Origin of the sequence: Glaciibacter kafniensis (genome assembly GCF_039538945.1) — a bacterium.
GTDB lineage: Bacteria > Actinomycetota > Actinomycetes > Actinomycetales > Microbacteriaceae > Cryobacterium > Cryobacterium kafniensis.
Genome location: NZ_BAABCN010000003.1, coordinates 264,447 through 281,058, shown reverse-complemented (window position 1 = coordinate 281,058; position 16,612 = coordinate 264,447). Strand labels below are relative to the sequence as shown.

Below are 16,612 nucleotides of genomic sequence, written 5' to 3'. Positions count from 1 at the left end.
CGCTTCGCATCTTGAATCATCTCGTCGAAACGACGAGAGATTTGGCGCGCCCGTTGCATAATCATCGAACATGTGTTCGACTAGAAGCATGCGGTGGAGCGGGCAGGAACTACAAACAGAGCAGACGGGAACCCTGCCGGGGTTGGCCCGGCTGAACAATCTCGTTCGCAGCGTGCAGACTCCAGAGTTCGCCGGGATCACCTTCCACGAAGTGCTGGCGAAATCGGCGCTCAACCGCGTGCCCGGCCAGAGCGCGATGCCGTTCGGCTGGACCATCAACCCGTACCGCGGCTGCAGCCATGCCTGCACCTACTGCTTCGCTCGACCGACCCACAACTATCTCGATCTCGACGCGGGAAAAGACTTCGATAACGAGATCATCGTGAAGGTCAACGTGGCCGAGGTGCTGCACAAAGAACTGGCCAAGCCGACGTGGGGGAGGGAGCTTGTCGCCCTCGGCAGCAACACCGACCCGTATCAGCGGGCTGAGGGGCGCTATCGCCTGATGCCGGGCATCATCGCCGAGCTCGCCGCGAACGGAACCCCGTTGTCGATCCTGACCAAGGGCACCCTGCTGCGCCGCGATCTCGCGCTTCTCGCTGAGGCGTCCGAGCATGTTCCAGTGGAGCTCGCCCTGTCGATCGCCATCTATGACGATGAGTTGCAGCAGGCCGTCGAGCCTGGCACTCCCTCGACGGCGGCGCGTCTGGCGACGGTGACCGCGGTGCGTGAGCACGGCCTCGACTGTGCGGTCTTTTTGATGCCGATCCTTCCCTTTCTGACCGACACAACCGCGCATCTCGATGAGGCCCTGCGTCGCGCACGGGCCGCCGGTGCGACGAGCGTGCTGTACACCGCTCTGCATCTTCGGCCCGGCGTGAAGGAGTGGTATCTCGGCTGGCTGGCCCGCGACTATCCCAATCTGCTTCCGCGTTACCGCGCTCTCTATCACGGCGCCTATGCGCCGAAGGAGTATCGGCGCTGGTTGGCGGAACGGATCAAGCCGCTCATTCGCTCGCACGGGCTGGAGCGGGTTGCGGGGGCGTCAGGCGCGTCTGGAATCACGTCCGGAATCACGTCTGGCGTACGCGAGGGGGCGTTGGGGCAACGGCGTCAGGCCGACGGCGATCGACCGCCTCGTTCGCTCATCGCAGAGGAACTGCCGCCGGAGCTTGCCCCCACTCTGTTCTGATGTCGACAGCGGATCTCGGGCCGATAGCGGTTCTGACCCGGTCCGCGCAGGACTGGGCGGTACGCTCAATACGGTAATAGCGACCACACACCGAGATCGGATCCGCCCAGTCATGGCCAAGTTGTATTTTCGTTATGGGGCCATGAACAGTGGCAAGAGCACCTCGATGCTGCAGGCTGCCTACAACTACGAGGAGCGCGGGCACCACGTGTTGCTCGCCAAGCCGGCCATCGACACCCGCGGCGATGTCGGCATCCTGTCTCGCCTCGGTGTGACGCGTGCCGTCGACTTTCTGATTGCGCCCCAGACGGATGTCTACGCGCTGTTTCAGGAACGGCGCGCGCTCACGCGTCAGACGACGGGCCGCGACGTGAGTGCGCTGCTGCTCGACGAGGCGCAGTTTCTCTCTGAGACGCAGGTCGACGACCTGCTGCGGATCGCCATTCTCGAAGGGGTTCCGGTGCTCGCCTACGGAATCCGCACCGATTTTCAGACCGTCGCCTTTCCGGGGAGTCGTCGACTTCTTGAGATTGCCCACAGCCTCGAAGAGCTGAAGACCATTTGTCGCTGCGGCAAGAAGGCAGTCTTCAACGGTCGCAAGGTCGACGGAATCTTCGTGTTCGACGGCGACCAGGTGGCCATCGACGGTGTGGAGGTGACCTACGAGTCGCTCTGCGGGTCGTGCTACCTCGAGGAAAGCGATGGCGTGCTGAACAATCGCAGCCGCAGTCGCGACAGTCACGGTCTGGCGGGGGAGAAGAGGCGCCCTGCTGGCGACCGTCGAGATGCCGACGTGCACGGGGGCGCCCCCACTGGTCCCCCCAGTAGTTCCCCCATCACACAGTAGGTACCCACGCATTTTCGTTCAAGCCGCAACTTCCACCGGCCCCAGAATGGGGGGCAGTGGTTGACAAGGAGACTCGTATGTCCGGTTACCGCGTTGCTCTGATTGACGATCACGAGATCGTCGCTCGTGGATTCGCCGATCTGTTCTCGACGATTCCCGGCATCGAAGTTGTCGCGACAGTCGGCAGCGTCTCGGCGCTGCTCGATTCTCTCGCTCCCGGAGACCACCTCGACCTGGCCATTCTCGATCTGCGCCTTGCCGATGGTTCGACGGTTGCCGGCAACGTCGACTCGCTGCGTGAACGTGGCATCGATGTGCTGGCGTTCACCGGAGGTGATGACGCGCAGCTGATGCGCTTCGCCGCCCGCAGCGGAGTGCTTGGTGTCGTGCGAAAGTCCGAATCGACGGCTGTTCTCCTCGACGCCGTCACCCGTGCGGCGGCCGGCGAGCCCGTGGCATCAACGGAATGGGCTGCGGCGCTTGACGGTGACCCCGATCTGGCTGATGCCGGGTTGAGTCCGCGCGAGCGTCAGGTGTTGTCGCTCTATGCGGCGGGTGCGAAGGCACCGCTTGTCGCGTCTCGCGCGGGAATCGCCGAGTCGACCGTGATCGACTACATTCGACGCGTGCGCTCGAAGTATGAGCGCGTCGGCCGACCGGCCAACACCAAAGTCGACCTGTATAAGCGGGCGTTGGAAGACGGCATCCTGCCGATCCCCGGCCTCTGAGCTCGACTGTGGGGGAGAGTCAGGGCAGGGGGGAGATGAGCACGTCTGCTGTCGCGGCAAGCCGCACCGTCAATCGCATGCTCTATCTGGCAATCGGAATCACCGGGGCCGTCTTCGGCGCGCTGTCGTACGAGTCGATGCGGCTGCAGATCTACCCACCGCTGCCGTGGCTGTCCACGGCGTTTTGGGCGCTGCTGGTCGGGATGTTGGTTATTCTCGGTGTCCTGGCGCTCTGGGCATCGCACCGAGTGCTGCGTGTCGTCGCGCTGGTAGCAGGGGCAGTGCAGCTCGGCGACCTTATTCTCTGGCTGGTTCTGGCCGATGGTCAGCTGCCGGCGGACGCAAACGTACCCTGGGCGATCACGTTCACCGCCGTTCCAGCGGTGGCGGTTGCCGCAGCCGCGAGCAGCCGCCTGGCCTGGGCCTATGCCATCGCGGTCAGTGCGCTCGGCGGGCTGCTGAGAGGGCTGACGACCAACTATGAGCATCCGGTGCTCATCGGCTTGCAAGACGGCCTGTACTCACTTCTACTCGTCAGCGTTTTCGTCGGACTGGTGCTCGCGATCAAACAGAGCGCCGAGCAGCTCGACGACTCGGTCGGCGCAGCGCGGCGCGAAGAAGTCGACCACGCTCGCCGACTGGCGCGCAGACGTGAGCGCCTGCTGATCAACGCTCTCGTGCACGACAGCGTGCTGTCGACGCTGCTGATGGCCGGCCTCGGCCGCACGTCGGCCGAGGCCGTCGCCCGCCATGCGCAGAAGACGACAGCCCTGCTCGATTCGCTGGCGGAGCGCGAATCATCGGGCCCGGTCACGATCGGCGAGCTGGCGATGCGTCTTCGTCAGACGGCCGTGAAACTGCAGCCGCACATCGTCGTTGAGATGCGTGCCACCGATGCCGCTCCACCGATTCCCGCTGACGCGGCTGCGGCGATCGTTGACGCTGTCGCAGAGGCACTGCGCAACTCCGTGTTGCACGCCGGCACCACACCGGCACGCCCGATCGAGCCACGTGTCAGGCTCGACGGCAACCAGCATGGCATCCAAGTGCTTGTGAGCGACGACGGAGTGGGATTCGATCCCGCGAGAGTTCCGGCCGCTCGCCTCGGCATCTCGCACAGTATTCTCGGGCGGATGCAGCGGGTCAATGGCGGCTCGGCACGGCTCAGCTCGGCGCCCGGCCGCGGCACCCGGGTCTCCCTGTCGTGGTCGCCATCCGAAGAGCGGGCCGAGGCCCCTGCAACGAGCGCCGAGTACTCCTTGGGTGGGATGCAGCGGCTCAGCCGTCGCGCGATCTCTGCCGCGTTGCTTCTGTTCGCGGTCGTTCACGCGCTGCTCGCCTTCGGCGACCGTGACCCGCGCGGCCCGATTGTCGGGGAGATCGTCTCGGTGCTCGCGGTTGTCGGTGCCGCCGTGCTCGTCTCCCGACCGGCGGTGTATCCGCTGCCACATTCAACGACGGTGCGCGTGCTGGTGCTCTGTGCCGTCACCGCGACGCTGCAGCTCTTCCAAATCACGCCGGGTGGAAGCCTGCCATTCGTGCAGTGGCACCTCGGGGCGATCACCTTGGTGTTGTTGGTTCTAGTGGCTCAGGGGCGTGTCGGCTGGGCGTGGACCGGGTACGCAGTACTTTTCGCAGCGACGATCGGCTGGGCCGTGGCCAATGGGTTGGCGCTGGGCGACGGGGTTGACCTGGTGATTCGTCAAGCCGGAACCTTGCTCGCCGGCTCGCTCTTCGTGTTGGGGCTGCGCCGGTCGAGCGCGACGCTGGAGACGCTCAATCGGCAACGCACGGCCAGAACAATCGAGGATGCGACCTCGGTGGCCAGTCTGCAGGAGCGCGCCGCGGAACTCTCCCGCGTCAATTCCGGGGCACGAGACTTGCTCGATCGCCTCGCCGGACTGCGTGGGAGCGAGCGCCTGCAGGCGCGCCACGACGACTGCGACCCGGTCGACGTCTCACTCCGCGCAGAGTGCCTGCTCGTTGAAGCGTCGCTCCGAGATTCCATACGAGGCCGGTCGTTGAGCGTTGAACCGGTGATCACCGCGGCCCACTTGGCGCGTGTACGCGGAATCGATGTGTCGTTGATCGATGACGGCGATGATGGTGCACTTCACTGCGAAGACAGCGTTCGTCAACGTGAGGTCGGGAGGACCGCAGTCGGAAACGCCGTCGCTCACGAGCTCGACCGGATGCAGCACGGTCGTCTGACCGCGCGCATCCTTCCGTCGGGCCGCCCCGACATTGCCACCATCGTGGTGGAGTCCGGAGAACAGCGGATGTTGATCATCGCAGCGAACGGCGTGGTGCGGGAACTCTGACCTGGCCGCGGTTGACCGAATGGCATCTGCTTCACCGTTACGATTGCAGCATGGGTTGTAACGCATGAAAATGTCAGTCATCGGTTGTGGCTATCTCGGGGCAGTTCACGCTTCAGCAATGGCTGAGCTTGGACACGATGTCGTCGGAATTGACGTCGATCCCTCGAAAATTGCGCTTCTGACGAACTGCACACCGCCCTTCTTCGAGCCGGGGCTTCCCGAGATTCTGACCTCGGCGATGGCCTCCGGCCGACTCCGGTTCAGCACCGATATCGCCGACGCGGCCGGCTCTGACGTGCACTTCATCGCGGTGGGCACCCCGCAGAAGCCGGGCAGCCACGCCGCCGACATGCGTTTCGTCGATGCCGCAGTCGATGCCCTCCTGCCCCACCTGGCGCCCGGCAACCTCGTTGTCGGCAAGAGCACCGTACCGGTGGGCACCGCAGCCCGGCTCGCCGACGTCATCACCGCCTCAGGCACCGGCGCCCACCTCGCCTGGAACCCTGAGTTTCTGCGCGAAGGTTTCGCCGTTGCCGACACTGTCTCGCCCGACCGCCTCGTCTATGGCGTTCCGACCGGAGAAGCCGGCGAACGAGCCACCGCACTCCTGAACGAGGTCTACGCTGTGGCGCTCGCCGCCTCGACCCCGCTCGTCGTCACCGACTACGCCACGGCCGAACTCGTCAAGGTGTCGGCCAACGCCTTCCTCGCGACGAAAATCAGCTTCATCAATGCCATGGCCGAGATCGCCGAGGTGTCAGGGGCCGACGTCACACAACTCGCCGACGCCATCGGCTTCGACGCGCGCATTGGGCGCAAGTTCTTGAACGCCGGCGTCGGGTTCGGCGGCGGCTGCCTCCCCAAAGACATTCGGGCGTTCACCGCACGGGCCGAAGAGCTCGGGCGCGGTGAATCGGTGGCGTTCCTCAAAGAGGTCGACGCGATCAACCTGCGCCGTCGCCAGCGGGTCGTCGACCTCACCGTCGAGGCGCTCGCTCGCCCGGTCCACACGTCGAAAGTCGCAATTCTCGGGTTGAGCTTCAAGCCCAACTCCGATGACGTGCGTGATTCGCCGGCCCTGGATGTCGCTGTGCAGCTGCACGGACTCGGCGCCGGCGTCGTGGCGACCGACCCGGAGGGCATCGCGAACGCACGGGCGCGGCATCCGCAGCTCAACTACGAAGTCAGCGTGGAAGAGACCTTGCGGGGCGCCGACGCCGTGGTGCTCGTCACCGAATGGCCCGAGTTTCGCACCATCGACCCGATCTGGGCAGCAAACCTGGTGCGCACCCCGATCATCGTCGATGGTCGCAACGCACTCGATGCCGTGGCGTGGCGTGCGGCCGGCTGGACCTACTACGGTCTCGGTCGCCCGTAGTCCCGTGCCGGCAGGCGAAGGCACCACCACCCGTTGATTGGACGAGTGCGACAGCGTCGCCTACTGTCGAAAGGGGCGTGTGCGAGCTGGCCGGATTGCCGAGATGGTGACCAGCTCCTCTCCCAGACAGGAACTTTTTCGTGACGACAACCCCTCGCCTGGTGGCTTTCGACCTGGACGACACGCTTGCCGCGTCGAAATCAGCACTCGACCCTCGGATGGCCGGCCTGCTGGCCGAGCTGCTCGACGAGGTGGAGGTGTGCGTTATCTCCGGCGGACAGATCGCCCAGTTCCGGATGCAGCTGCTTGACAACCTCACGACGGCCAACGACGCGGCCCTCGCGCGTCTGCATCTCATGCCCACCTGCGGCACGCAGTACTACCGTCACGTCGACGGCGACTGGGCGCAGATCTACAACGAACGCTTGACCGACGACGAAAAGGCACGCGCACTCGCCGCCGTCGAAGGCGCCGCGCGGGAGCTCGGCTACTGGGAGAGCGACACCTGGGGCCCGATTCTGGAAGACCGCGACTCACAGATCACCTTCTCGGCACTCGGGCAGGCCGCACCGGTCGCCGCGAAGATGGCCTGGGACCCGTCAGGTGACAAAAAGAACACCCTGCGCGAAGCCGTGCAGGCGCTTGTTCCCGACCTCGAAGTGCGCTCAGGCGGGTCGACCTCTGTCGACATCACCCGCAAAGGCATCGACAAGGCCTACGGCATGACGAAGCTGGCCGCGCTGGCCGGCATCCCGCTCGACGACATGCTGTTCGTGGGCGACCGACTCGACGAGAACGGCAACGACTATCCGGTCAAGGTGCTCGGCGTGGAGTGTGTCGCGGTTGAAGGTTGGGAAGACACTGCCGCCTTTCTGACAAAACTGATCCCCGAGCTGCGGGCCGCAGCGTCTGCGGCATCCGCTTAAATCTCCTTCGCTGATCGAGCTCGTCGAGATCCGTTGATCGTGTCTCGACAGGGTCAACAACCGGTCGAGATCCGCTGAACAGACCACGGATGCCGTCGCGCGGGTCCGGCGCCGCGGCGCGCGTTGGGGCCGGCTAGCGTAGCGGCGCCCGACCAGCGCGGCGGCGCCTTCTCGGCTGGGGCAGGCATCCGCGAACCCACTCCGGTGCACAAAGTAGCGACTTAGGTCTATGTCTCGATCCGCCCCCGGGCACTTGACTCGAGGTGCGGGGCGCAAAGCCATGGTTTTGCGCGCGCACAAACATTGACCAGCGGCCAGATGAGGTCGCAGCAAGGAGCGCACCACGGTGAGCAGAAGACGAATGACGACCATTGGGGCGGTTGGCCTGGCACTCGCCGCCACCATGACTTTTGCGGGAGTCGTGGCGCCCGCTTCCGCCGACACTGCCGCCTATATTCCTGACGCGAAACTTTCCGACTGCTTAAAGCGCACCCGTGCTGGCCTCTTTGACCCGAAACCGTTCACGGTGGAGGAGGTCAAAGCGCTCAGGAGCGTGTCCTGCACGGGGGTCGCTGACCTCACCGGCCTTGAGGGCGCGACCAAGCTCGAGAGATTTTCCATGTATAGCTCCAGCTTCAGCTCGCTGGAGCCGCTGTCCGATTCGACGTTGCTTGAATCCTTCCTGTCCACCGGCTCGGACACAACTGTCTCCGACCTCACCCCCCTCGCCGGCGCAACGGGGCTGCGCAGTCTGGAGCTCGGCGGCGCACCGACGACATCGTTGGCCGTCCTGGCCAACATGCCCGACCTCTACTTGATCGAACTCGGCAAGACGAAGATCAGCGACCTCTCCCCGCTGAGCGACCTAGACAACCTGCGGAGCCTGACCATCAAGGGTTCGCTGGTGACCAACCTCACTCCGCTCACCTCGATCAGTACGCTCGAGGACCTCACTATCGCCAGTTCGTTTGAGAGCCCCACGAAAGATCCGCTGAGCGATTTGTCGCCGCTCAAATCGATGACGAGCCTCTCGTCGCTGGACGTCAGCGGCACGAGCGTGCACAATCTGAGCCCCATCGCCGGCCTCACCGGGCTGCATTCTGTGGGCTTTTCGGATACGACAGTGTCCAGCATCGAGGCTCTGCGGGGGATGGCAGATCTCGGCGATGTCGACGGCGCTAACGCTGCCGTCTACGACATCTCCCCGCTGCCCAACCCGACCACTATGGAGAGTTACCTGGAAGGCCAGAAGGCCAGCTTCGGACCCGTTGCCCCGAAGGTCGCAATCCCGAACCCGCTGCGCGGATACGGCGGCGGATTTGTCGTGCCGTCGTCGGCATCGCTGGCTGCGGCGGGTGCAACGCTCAGCGCGGATGCCAGTACGATCACGTTCGCGGCCACCGGCGTATTCGGTTTGGGTTGGCAAGAATTCCCCGAAGACGAGGAGCTTGGCAGCTTCAACGGCACGATCACGTTCACTGTTGCGACTCCCGTTGTGCCGCCCGTGGTGACGCCGCCCGTGGTGACGCCTCCTGTGGTGACGCCGCCCGTGGTGACGCCGCCCGTGGTGACGCCGCCGGTGGTGACGCCGCCCGGGGACGATGACCCTGAAACCGAGACGCCGCCGGCAGCCGTGACGCCCCCCGCTGTCGTGACAACGCCCACAGTCGTGACAACGCCCGCCGCCGCAACAGTGCCGGCAGCGACCGCTACTGCGCTCGCATCGACCGGCGTGGATCTCACCGTCTGGCCGATTGTGGCAGCCCTGTTGCTGCTCATCGCCGGAGCGGGGATGGCCTTCACGCGCAAGCGCGCCTGATAGCACCCCGCGACACCAAGACAGGGCGGGTGCCCGGCCGAGAGGCCGAGCACCCGCCCTGTCTTGTGTCGCATGGAAAGTCGTTCTCAGCTCACGCCACGAGGCCGGCCGTGCCTGACTTCGTGGCGTGAGATCAGGCTGTGACGTAGTCAGGCATCCGCGTTCCAACCCCGAGAAGCTCTTCGATGGCGGCAACCGTTCTCATCGCGGCTTGTCCATCGCCATACGGGCTCACGGCATTCGCCATCTCTTGGTAGTGAGTGGGGTTGAGAAGCAAGCGAAGCGTCTCGTCGACGATGACATTCTCGTCGGTGCCGATGACGCGCGAGGTGCCGGCGTCAACGGCCTCCGGCCTTTCGGTGGTGTCCCGCAGCACCAACACCGGCTTTCCCAGGCTGGGCGCTTCCTCCTGCACCCCACCAGAATCGGTGAGAACGATCGTGGCGACCGCCAACAGATGCGTGAACTGTGCGTAGTCGAGGGGGTTGATCAGAAGCACATTCTCGACCCCAGCAAGCTCGCGGGTGAACACCTCACGAACGGCGGGGTTCGGATGCAGCGGCAGCACCACGGTATGACTGCGAAGCGTCCGAGCGATTCGGGAGAGCGCTCGGGCGATCGACCTCATGCCGTCGCCGAGGCTCTCGCGCCGGTGAACTGTCGCGAGAATGATCGGGATGTCGTTCTCCACGAGTGCAGACAGACGCTCGTCTTCGAAGGGCGTGCGCTGGGCAGAGACGGCCAGAAGCGCGTCGATGACCGTGTTTCCGGTCACGGCGATCTGCTCGGGCGAGACGCCGTCGCGCAGAAGATTGTCACGGTTGGCTTGCGTGGGCGCCAGGTGCAGGCTTGCGACCTGGCTGAGCATCTTGCGATTGAGCTCCTCCGGAAATGGGGAGCTGATGTCGCCAGACCTGAGACCCGCCTCGATGTGCACCACCGGAATCTGGTGATACGCCCCGGCGACCGCCGCGGCGACGGCAGAGGAGGTGTCGCCCTGAACCAACAGTGCGGCCGGGCGTTCCAGGGCGAGCACGGATTCAAGGCCGCTCAGAACGCGCGCCGCGATCTGTGTGAGCGGCTGCCCCGGCGCGATCAGGTTGAGGTCGTGGTCTGGCTGGATGCCGAAGAGCTTGTTGACCTGATCGAGGATGCCTCGGTGCTGGCCGGTCACGGCGACGACGGGTCTGAAGACGGCGGATGCCTGAAGCGCCTGCACCACAGGGATCATCTTGATCGCTTCGGGTCGAGTTCCGTACACACACATAATGGGGATCATCGGGGGCTCCTTGCCCGGTAGAGCGCCAGCAGAAACTGATCTGCAGCGCGTGCTATTGACTGAAAGTGGCCCTCGCGGGCTGCGTCGAGAGGGGAACGCTCGCTGAGCGACGGGTTGGCCGCCAGAAACCAGGCACGGGCGACGGGTTCTGTCACGAACTCCTCCAACGCGCCAATGACTCGGTACATCGCATAGAGCCGGCGGGCGGCCTCGCCGCTCGGCGGCCGTCCTTCGTTTCGAACCCATCGGTAGGCGATCTTGGGATTGTCTTCGGCTGCGATGGCGGCCGTTGTGCGAGCGCCGAAGCGGTTGGTGAGCGCTGTGGCGACCTCACGTATCGGCACGAGAGAGGATTCGTGCCATCGCGCAGTGATCGGACCGACCGCGACACGTGCTGAGGAGTGAGAGCCAGAGCGACGCAGCGGGAGCTGGGGCACAATGGCGACCGCCGCCGCGACCTCGCTGAAGCGGTCCTCGACCATGAGTTGGAGCGGTTGCTGATCGCTGAGCTGCGGATGCGGGGCCACAAACCAGGCGACCGCCTGATCGTGGGTGCGTGGTCCGCGAACCTCGAGCCAGATCCGATGGGCGGAGTAAAGCCGCCGCAGCGCTTCGTCACCGGGCACGGGGCCATTCGGTCGAGACCAACGGTAGGCGATCTTCGGATCATTGTGTCCGGCAAGTTTGCTGACTATCCGTGCACCGTGGAGTGCCACGAGTTGGCGGCTGAGTTCGTGCGGCTCAACGAGTGACCGTGCAAACCTCTCTTCGAGGTGTGCCTCCGAGTTTTCCATGCGCGCTGCGGATAACAACGTCATTGCAGGCTCCTCACTCTCTCTGGGCGAAGTCCATATCCGAACCTCGTCATACACAGAGAGTGGCAATGCCCAGTTTCGTCACGCAGTAAACACGAAATTGTTGTCACCCGCACGGGTGAACTCGAGTGAAACTTCTCGAATTTTGCCCTCATCCCTGTGAGGGGCGCGCCGCGTCGGGACTCGCACACTACCGAACCGGGAATCGTCAACCACCGAAGCCGACCGCGAAAGACCCTCGGTCGGGAAGCCTCGGCCACTGAACTCTTCGGCATCCCCGTGCTGTCGTCGCGCCGCGTTCTAGCCTGTTGTCACCTGCGCCTCATCGGGAGGTGAGGACTGACAACAATGGGGATCGATATGAAGAAACAGATAGTAGTCGGGGCGCTCGTTGCCAGTGCTTTCCTGCTGGGCGCGGGCGCGGCAGCACCGGCCATGGCCGCTGACAACCTGGTGACCAATGGCACCTTTGACGGGGCGGGCTACACCACGAACAACGGCTTGTATCTTGTCGGGCAAAATTTCGGCGGGTGGCAGATGAAGACCAAGCTCGTAAACTCAGAGGGAACCCTGCAGGTCTGGTATCCCGAGATGGAGGGCGTTGGCCCTGCCCAGGCCGCTCCGTTCATAAACGGACCGTGGGTGGGAATAACGGGAACGATCGCACAGAGCTTCCCGACCGTGGTCGGAAAGTCATACAGCGTGACGTACGACACCCGGGCGTCGGGCAGGGTAGCGGCCGCCACTACTCCCGGCTGGAAGGGTGGGAACCCGGGTGCGGTGTCGATCAACGGCGTCACCGCAGACACGTTCACGACGGTCAAGGATCCGGTTTCTTCCGCGCATATTTTTGTTTTCACGGCGAGCAGCACGACGACCGAGCTGTCCTTCAATCTGGTCAACAACGCGGCGGTCGGTCTCGATAACGTCTCAGTCACCCTTGTGCCAGAGAACGACAGCCCGATCATGCTCCCGGCGATTGCCGGCGGGTTGGGCGTGGCGGCGCTCGGGGCCGGTGCGGCTCTGATCGGGCGCAAGAACAAGCGCGCTTCCGCGTAGTTCCGCGTCTCCGCGTAGTTCGCTGCGTGCCCCCGGGATCGATGTCGATCGTCTCGGGGGTCACGCCCATTTCGGGAACAGTGCCCCGTCACCCGATCTTGGATTAAGTCCATATCTACACCTCGTCATAGACTGAGAGTGGCACTACCCCGTTTCGTCACATTTCAATGACGAATAGGTGCCACCCGGACGAGTGCCCTCAACCGCAACTCTTCGAATTTTGCCCTCAGTGTCGTTCCCGTCGACGCAACGAGCTGATAGAGGAATGTGTGTCTGAGATGACTGCCCAGGCAGACGAGATCGGCGATGCTGCCCTCGTGCAGCAGGTGCGTGCGGGAGATTCGAGGGCCTTCGGCACTCTCTATGAGCGGCACCATGCCGCGGTCTCTCGGTTTGCGTCGAAGCTGACCTTTGGAACCCGCACGAGCGCGGACGACGCCGTGGCCGAGGCTTTTGCAAACACTTTGAAGGCCCTGCAGAGTGGGAAGGGGCCGGAGGATTCGTTCCGGGCCTACCTCTACACGGTGCTGCGGAATGTCGTCATGGCCGCGAGCATTCGAGATTCGCACAGCATTACGGTGGACGACTTCGAAGAGGTCGAGCGGGCCAACCGGGCTGAGCACGTCGACCCTGCGGTGACGCGCTTCGAAGTTCAGGCGGTACGGGCTGCGTTCGAATCGATTCCCGAGCGGTGGCAGTCCGTGCTCTGGTACTCCGAGATCGAAGGGATGAAGCCGGCGGCCGTTGCCCCCCTGCTGGGGCTGAGCGCTCATGGCGTGTCGGTGCTCCGTGCGCGTGCCAGCGAGGGCTTGCGGGCCGCCTATCTTCAAGCGCACCTCAGCACCGTCGCGGTGGGCAGCGCCTGTGCCGATGTCGCACCCAGACTGGGCGACTTCGCACGCAACAAGATTGCGGCGCGCGACCGCGCGAAGATGAGCGTTCACCTGGCTGGCTGCGCCGACTGCACGGCCATGGCATCCGAAGTGAAAGACGTCAATCGCGGGCTGCTTCTCATCATCGCCCCGTTCGTGCTGGGCGGATCCTCGGCACTCGTCGCTTTCGGAGACGGGGGAACCACGGCCACGGCCGCCACAGCCTCGTCAGCGTCGGCGACTACTTCTACGTCGGCAGCGACCACGATTGCGTCGGTCTCTGCGGCGGCGGTGCCCGTGGTGGCAACGGTGGCGACAGTTTCGGCGGCCGCCGTCGCTCGTGCGGCGTCGCCCGCTCTCTCTGCGTCGACGGCTCTCTCCGCTTCGGCAAGTGGAGCAAATTGGGTACGCCGTGCATTGGGCAGCATCGGTGTGTCCTCCTCTGGCGGGGCCGTCGCGGTAGTGGCACTACCCATTGCTCTCGCCGTAGCGGTCGTGATCGGTGTGAACGCGAGCGCAGAGTCGGCACCGGGGATCTCGTCCCAGGCCGATCCCTCAGACAGCCTCCCACCGGGCGCTTCAGCTCCTGATCGCAATAACTCCGACGCCATTGCGACGCCGCTTCCGACGCTCACTCCGACTCCGACGCCGACTCCCGTTCAGTACATTCCAGCGATTGATCTGACTCCTCCGGCTGCGCCGGAGGTTGATCCAACGCCAGCTGCTCCAATGCCAGCTGCTTCGCCGGTTCCCATTCCCCTACCGACGCCCAACCCGACGCCGTCTCCAACCCCGACGCCTAACCCGACTCCGACTCCGACGCCGACGCCGACTCCGACTCCGACTCCAACTCCGACGCCAACGCCAACGCCAACGCCAACTCCGACCCCAACGCCGACGCCAACGCCAACGCCAACGCCAACGCCAACGCCAACGCCAACGCCGACTCCGACTCCGACCCCGACCCCGACCCCGACGCCGACTCCGACTCCCGACCCGGTCAATCTCGTGGTGAATGGCGGCTTTGACTCGGCGATCACGAACAATGGCGAATACCTCACGGGAACGCAGTTCGACGGCTGGATGATGAGCGGCTCCACGCAGATCTGGACTAGCCAAGCGATAGCGGCCCCGTTCACGACAGGTGCCTATGCGGGGATGAGAGGGGCGATGTCGCAGACCATTCTGACCGAAGTCGGAAAGACCTATACCCTGGCGTACTCGGTGCGGGCTGCCGGCTATTTCGATACCACCAAAACAGGGTGGCAGGGTGGTGTCTCGGGCGGGTCGATGATCGACGGTGCCACAGTTGACACATTCACGACCGGCACGAATCCGGTCTACGACGAGCGGACAGTCCTGTTCACGGCAACAGGCACCTCGACCGAGGTGTCGTTCTTCGGCATCACGAACTACATCGGCCTCGACAACGTATCGGTCATGCTCGTCCAGTAGCGCGAAATTCGTCATGGCCGCACCACTTCGGGAATTAATTACCACCGAACCGAGAACCGTCAACCACCGAACCGGGTCGCGGGAGAACCAAAGTCGGGAAGCCTCGGCCACCGAATTGTTCGAACACTTCATGAGCGCACGCATCCGCGCCCTAGCCTTACGAACCATGGGATTCCACAGGGGAAGCGTTCCGACACGTCGGCGGCGCTCACAAACGACTTTTTCTGCTCTCGCACTGCTACTGGGTGGCACTGTGATGCTGACCGGATGCACGGCAGCGGCGAGCCAGCCAGACGAGCCGGCCTCGGTGGTCTCGTCTGATGGGCAATACGAGATTCCCGCTTTCTATGAGCCGCCGTCGCCGCTACCGAGCGGCACCCACGGCGACCTGATTCGGTCAGAAGAAGCTCCGGCTCCCGACGGAGCGCGTGCGTGGCGCATTCTCTATCTCTCGGAACTGGGCGATGGAACCCCGGTTGCCGTTTCCGGGTTTGTGGTGGTGCCCGATGGCAAGGCGCCCGAGGGCGATCGCAAGGTGATCGCCTGGGCGCACGGCACCGAAGGAGGTGGCCGCAACTGTGCACCGTCGCTGGTGACCCAGCCCGCGATGGAACTCGTCGACTACTTCGACTACAACAGCGCCGTACAGCAGGATCCAGGTGTGCCGTCCTTGAGCAAGATGCTCGACGCCGGCTACGCAGTTGTCGCGACCGACTACCAAGGCCTCGGCACCCCGGGGGTCCATGAGTACACCGTGATGGGTACCGAGACGAACAACGTCTGGGACTCGGTCAAGGCGGCTCAGCAGATCAAGGAAACTCAGGCCGGTAACGATATGGCCGTGCTCGGCTGGTCGCAGGGCGGCGGGGCCGCGGCCTGGATGGCGCAGAACACCGCATACGGTGCACCGCTCAATCTGGTGGGCGCAGCGGGGCTCGCACCAGCAGCGAACAACGGCCCTCAGTTCGCCCACCAGGTGGAGCCGGGCCCGGCAAACGCCACGTCCCCGGCGCACGGGGTCGCACTCCAGCTGAACGTCATCAACGGTCTCATGGCCGCCTACCCCGAATTGGAAGCCTCCGGGATGGTGACGGCAGAGGGTGAGAAAGCTCTCGTCGGCGCCGCGAACCAGTGTGTCAACCACCTCGCCTATGTCATCAATTCGAACGTAGCTGAGCCGTACCAGACCCTCATGCAGCCGACCACACCGGCTGACTGGCAGAAGAGACTCGATGAAAACACGGCCGGCTACACAGCGCCGCTCGCACCGATTTTGGTCATGCAGGGCACATCTGACACGGTCGTGAACCCGAACGCCACAACGCAGTACATCGAGCGTGTCTGCGGGTTCGGTGAGCCGGTGCAGTACACCCTCTACTCCGGCGCCACTCACCAGACCATCCCCCAGGATGCGTCCGGCGAGTACATGTCATGGTTCGCCGACCGCTTCGCCGGCGACGATGCCCCGACCACGTGTGCGCCGGTGGGTAGCACGCAGACGGCACCGACTCCGATCCCGACGCCGTCACCGATCCCGGCCGAGGCGACGGCCACTCCGGCTCCCGCCGAATAGTCGGAGAGCAAGCACCGAGCCCCGGGCCACCGCTTCAGCGAAGCGGTGGCGCAGCGAGGGTCGAGAACCGCAACGCCCACTGAGTTCAGTGGGCGTTGCGGTTTTCGACCCTCGTCATGACGAACGAGCTGACAACGGATGCCGCCGCGAGGGTTCACAACCGCCGCGAGGGTCGAGTGCACACCCTCTTCGGGAACGGCCAACCACCGAACTGGGAATCGTCAACCACCGAAGCTGACCGAACGAAACCCCCGGTCGCGAAGGGTCAACCACCGAAGCTGACCGCACGAGACCCGCGGTCGGGAAGCCTCGACCACCGAGTTGCTCGAGGGCTTCGTTCGATCGGGG

At 64.5% G+C, this 16,612-nt stretch carries 11 protein-coding genes and 1 pseudogene; 10 read left to right on the top strand and 2 right to left on the bottom strand.

Annotated elements, in window-relative coordinates; all coding sequences use genetic code 11:
- Nucleotides 1–88: 88 nt before the first annotated feature.
- From ABD791_RS09175 to ABD791_RS09145, 7 genes and pseudogenes are all read left to right on the top strand, one after another.
- Nucleotides 89–1,192: an Rv2578c family radical SAM protein gene (locus ABD791_RS09175; protein WP_345065194.1), complete on the top strand. Its 1,104-nt coding sequence runs from the start codon at nucleotides 89–91 to the stop codon at nucleotides 1,190–1,192.
- A 112-nt stretch (nucleotides 1,193–1,304) separates the two neighbouring features.
- A pseudogene (locus ABD791_RS09170) lies at nucleotides 1,305–1,910 on the top strand (thymidine kinase); the annotation flags it as partial.
- Nucleotides 1,911–2,116: 206 nt separating this feature from the next.
- Nucleotides 2,117–2,767, top strand: coding sequence for a response regulator (locus ABD791_RS09165; RefSeq protein ID WP_345065191.1), 651 nt, complete (start codon nucleotides 2,117–2,119; stop codon nucleotides 2,765–2,767).
- 35 nt (nucleotides 2,768–2,802) lie between these two features.
- Nucleotides 2,803–5,088, top strand: coding sequence for an ATP-binding protein (locus ABD791_RS09160; RefSeq protein WP_345065188.1), 2,286 nt, complete (start codon nucleotides 2,803–2,805; stop codon nucleotides 5,086–5,088).
- A 64-nt stretch (nucleotides 5,089–5,152) separates the two neighbouring features.
- Complete coding sequence (locus ABD791_RS09155) at nucleotides 5,153–6,466, top strand: UDP-glucose dehydrogenase family protein (protein WP_345065185.1); 1,314 nt, start codon at nucleotides 5,153–5,155, stop codon at nucleotides 6,464–6,466.
- A gap of 140 nt (nucleotides 6,467–6,606) precedes the next feature.
- Complete coding sequence (locus ABD791_RS09150) at nucleotides 6,607–7,392, top strand: HAD-IIB family hydrolase (protein ID WP_345065182.1); 786 nt, start codon at nucleotides 6,607–6,609, stop codon at nucleotides 7,390–7,392.
- A 361-nt stretch (nucleotides 7,393–7,753) separates the two neighbouring features.
- The gene (locus ABD791_RS09145) at nucleotides 7,754–9,211 is read left to right on the top strand and encodes a leucine-rich repeat domain-containing protein (protein WP_345065179.1); all 1,458 of its coding nucleotides are present in this window, start codon (nucleotides 7,754–7,756) and stop codon (nucleotides 9,209–9,211) included.
- Between the two features lie 133 nt (nucleotides 9,212–9,344).
- On the opposite strand, the gene wecB is transcribed toward ABD791_RS09145, so the two are convergent.
- Both wecB and ABD791_RS09135 read right to left on the bottom strand, forming a co-directional pair.
- Entirely contained in the window at nucleotides 9,345–10,490 is a 1,146-nt protein-coding gene (wecB, locus tag ABD791_RS09140; RefSeq protein ID WP_345065177.1) for a non-hydrolyzing UDP-N-acetylglucosamine 2-epimerase, read from the bottom strand.
- A complete protein-coding gene (locus ABD791_RS09135; RefSeq protein ID WP_345065174.1) occupies nucleotides 10,487–11,308 on the bottom strand; it encodes a hypothetical protein in 822 nt (273 codons plus the stop codon). Before ABD791_RS09135 ends, wecB begins: the two co-directional genes overlap by 4 nt.
- Before the next feature lie 357 nt (nucleotides 11,309–11,665).
- Between ABD791_RS09135 and ABD791_RS09130 the strand changes: the two genes are divergently transcribed.
- The 3 genes from ABD791_RS09130 to ABD791_RS09120 all read left to right on the top strand — a co-directional run bounded on the left by ABD791_RS09130 (nucleotide 11,666) and on the right by ABD791_RS09120 (nucleotide 16,264).
- A complete protein-coding gene (locus tag ABD791_RS09130; protein ID WP_345065172.1) occupies nucleotides 11,666–12,364 on the top strand; it encodes a carbohydrate binding domain-containing protein in 699 nt (232 codons plus the stop codon).
- Between the two features lie 278 nt (nucleotides 12,365–12,642).
- Entirely contained in the window at nucleotides 12,643–14,691 is a 2,049-nt protein-coding gene (locus ABD791_RS09125) for a sigma-70 family RNA polymerase sigma factor (protein WP_345065169.1), read from the top strand.
- Between the two features lie 256 nt (nucleotides 14,692–14,947).
- Nucleotides 14,948–16,264 carry an alpha/beta fold hydrolase gene (locus ABD791_RS09120; RefSeq protein WP_345065320.1) on the top strand — a complete coding sequence of 439 codons (1,317 nt, stop codon included), beginning with the start codon at nucleotides 14,948–14,950 and terminating at the stop codon, nucleotides 16,262–16,264.
- The last annotated feature ends 348 nt before the right edge of the window (nucleotides 16,265–16,612 follow it).

Excerpts from the sequence above, each read along its gene's own strand:
- ABD791_RS09175 (WP_345065194.1), top strand. The coding sequence starts at position 89 with ATGCGGTGGAGCGGGCAGGAACTACAAACAGAGCAGACGGGAACCCTG.
- ABD791_RS09165 (WP_345065191.1), top strand. The coding sequence starts at position 2,117 with ATGTCCGGTTACCGCGTTGCTCTGATTGACGATCACGAGATCGTCGCT.
- ABD791_RS09160 (WP_345065188.1), top strand. The coding sequence starts at position 2,803 with ATGAGCACGTCTGCTGTCGCGGCAAGCCGCACCGTCAATCGCATGCTC.
- ABD791_RS09155 (WP_345065185.1), top strand. The coding sequence starts at position 5,153 with ATGAAAATGTCAGTCATCGGTTGTGGCTATCTCGGGGCAGTTCACGCT.
- ABD791_RS09145 (WP_345065179.1), top strand. The coding sequence starts at position 7,754 with ATGACGACCATTGGGGCGGTTGGCCTGGCACTCGCCGCCACCATGACT.
- wecB (WP_345065177.1), bottom strand. The coding sequence starts at position 10,490 with ATGATCCCCATTATGTGTGTGTACGGAACTCGACCCGAAGCGATCAAG.
- ABD791_RS09135 (WP_345065174.1), bottom strand. The coding sequence starts at position 11,308 with ATGACGTTGTTATCCGCAGCGCGCATGGAAAACTCGGAGGCACACCTC.
- ABD791_RS09130 (WP_345065172.1), top strand. The coding sequence starts at position 11,666 with ATGAAGAAACAGATAGTAGTCGGGGCGCTCGTTGCCAGTGCTTTCCTG.
- ABD791_RS09125 (WP_345065169.1), top strand. The coding sequence starts at position 12,643 with ATGACTGCCCAGGCAGACGAGATCGGCGATGCTGCCCTCGTGCAGCAG.
- ABD791_RS09120 (WP_345065320.1), top strand. The coding sequence starts at position 14,948 with ATGCTGACCGGATGCACGGCAGCGGCGAGCCAGCCAGACGAGCCGGCC.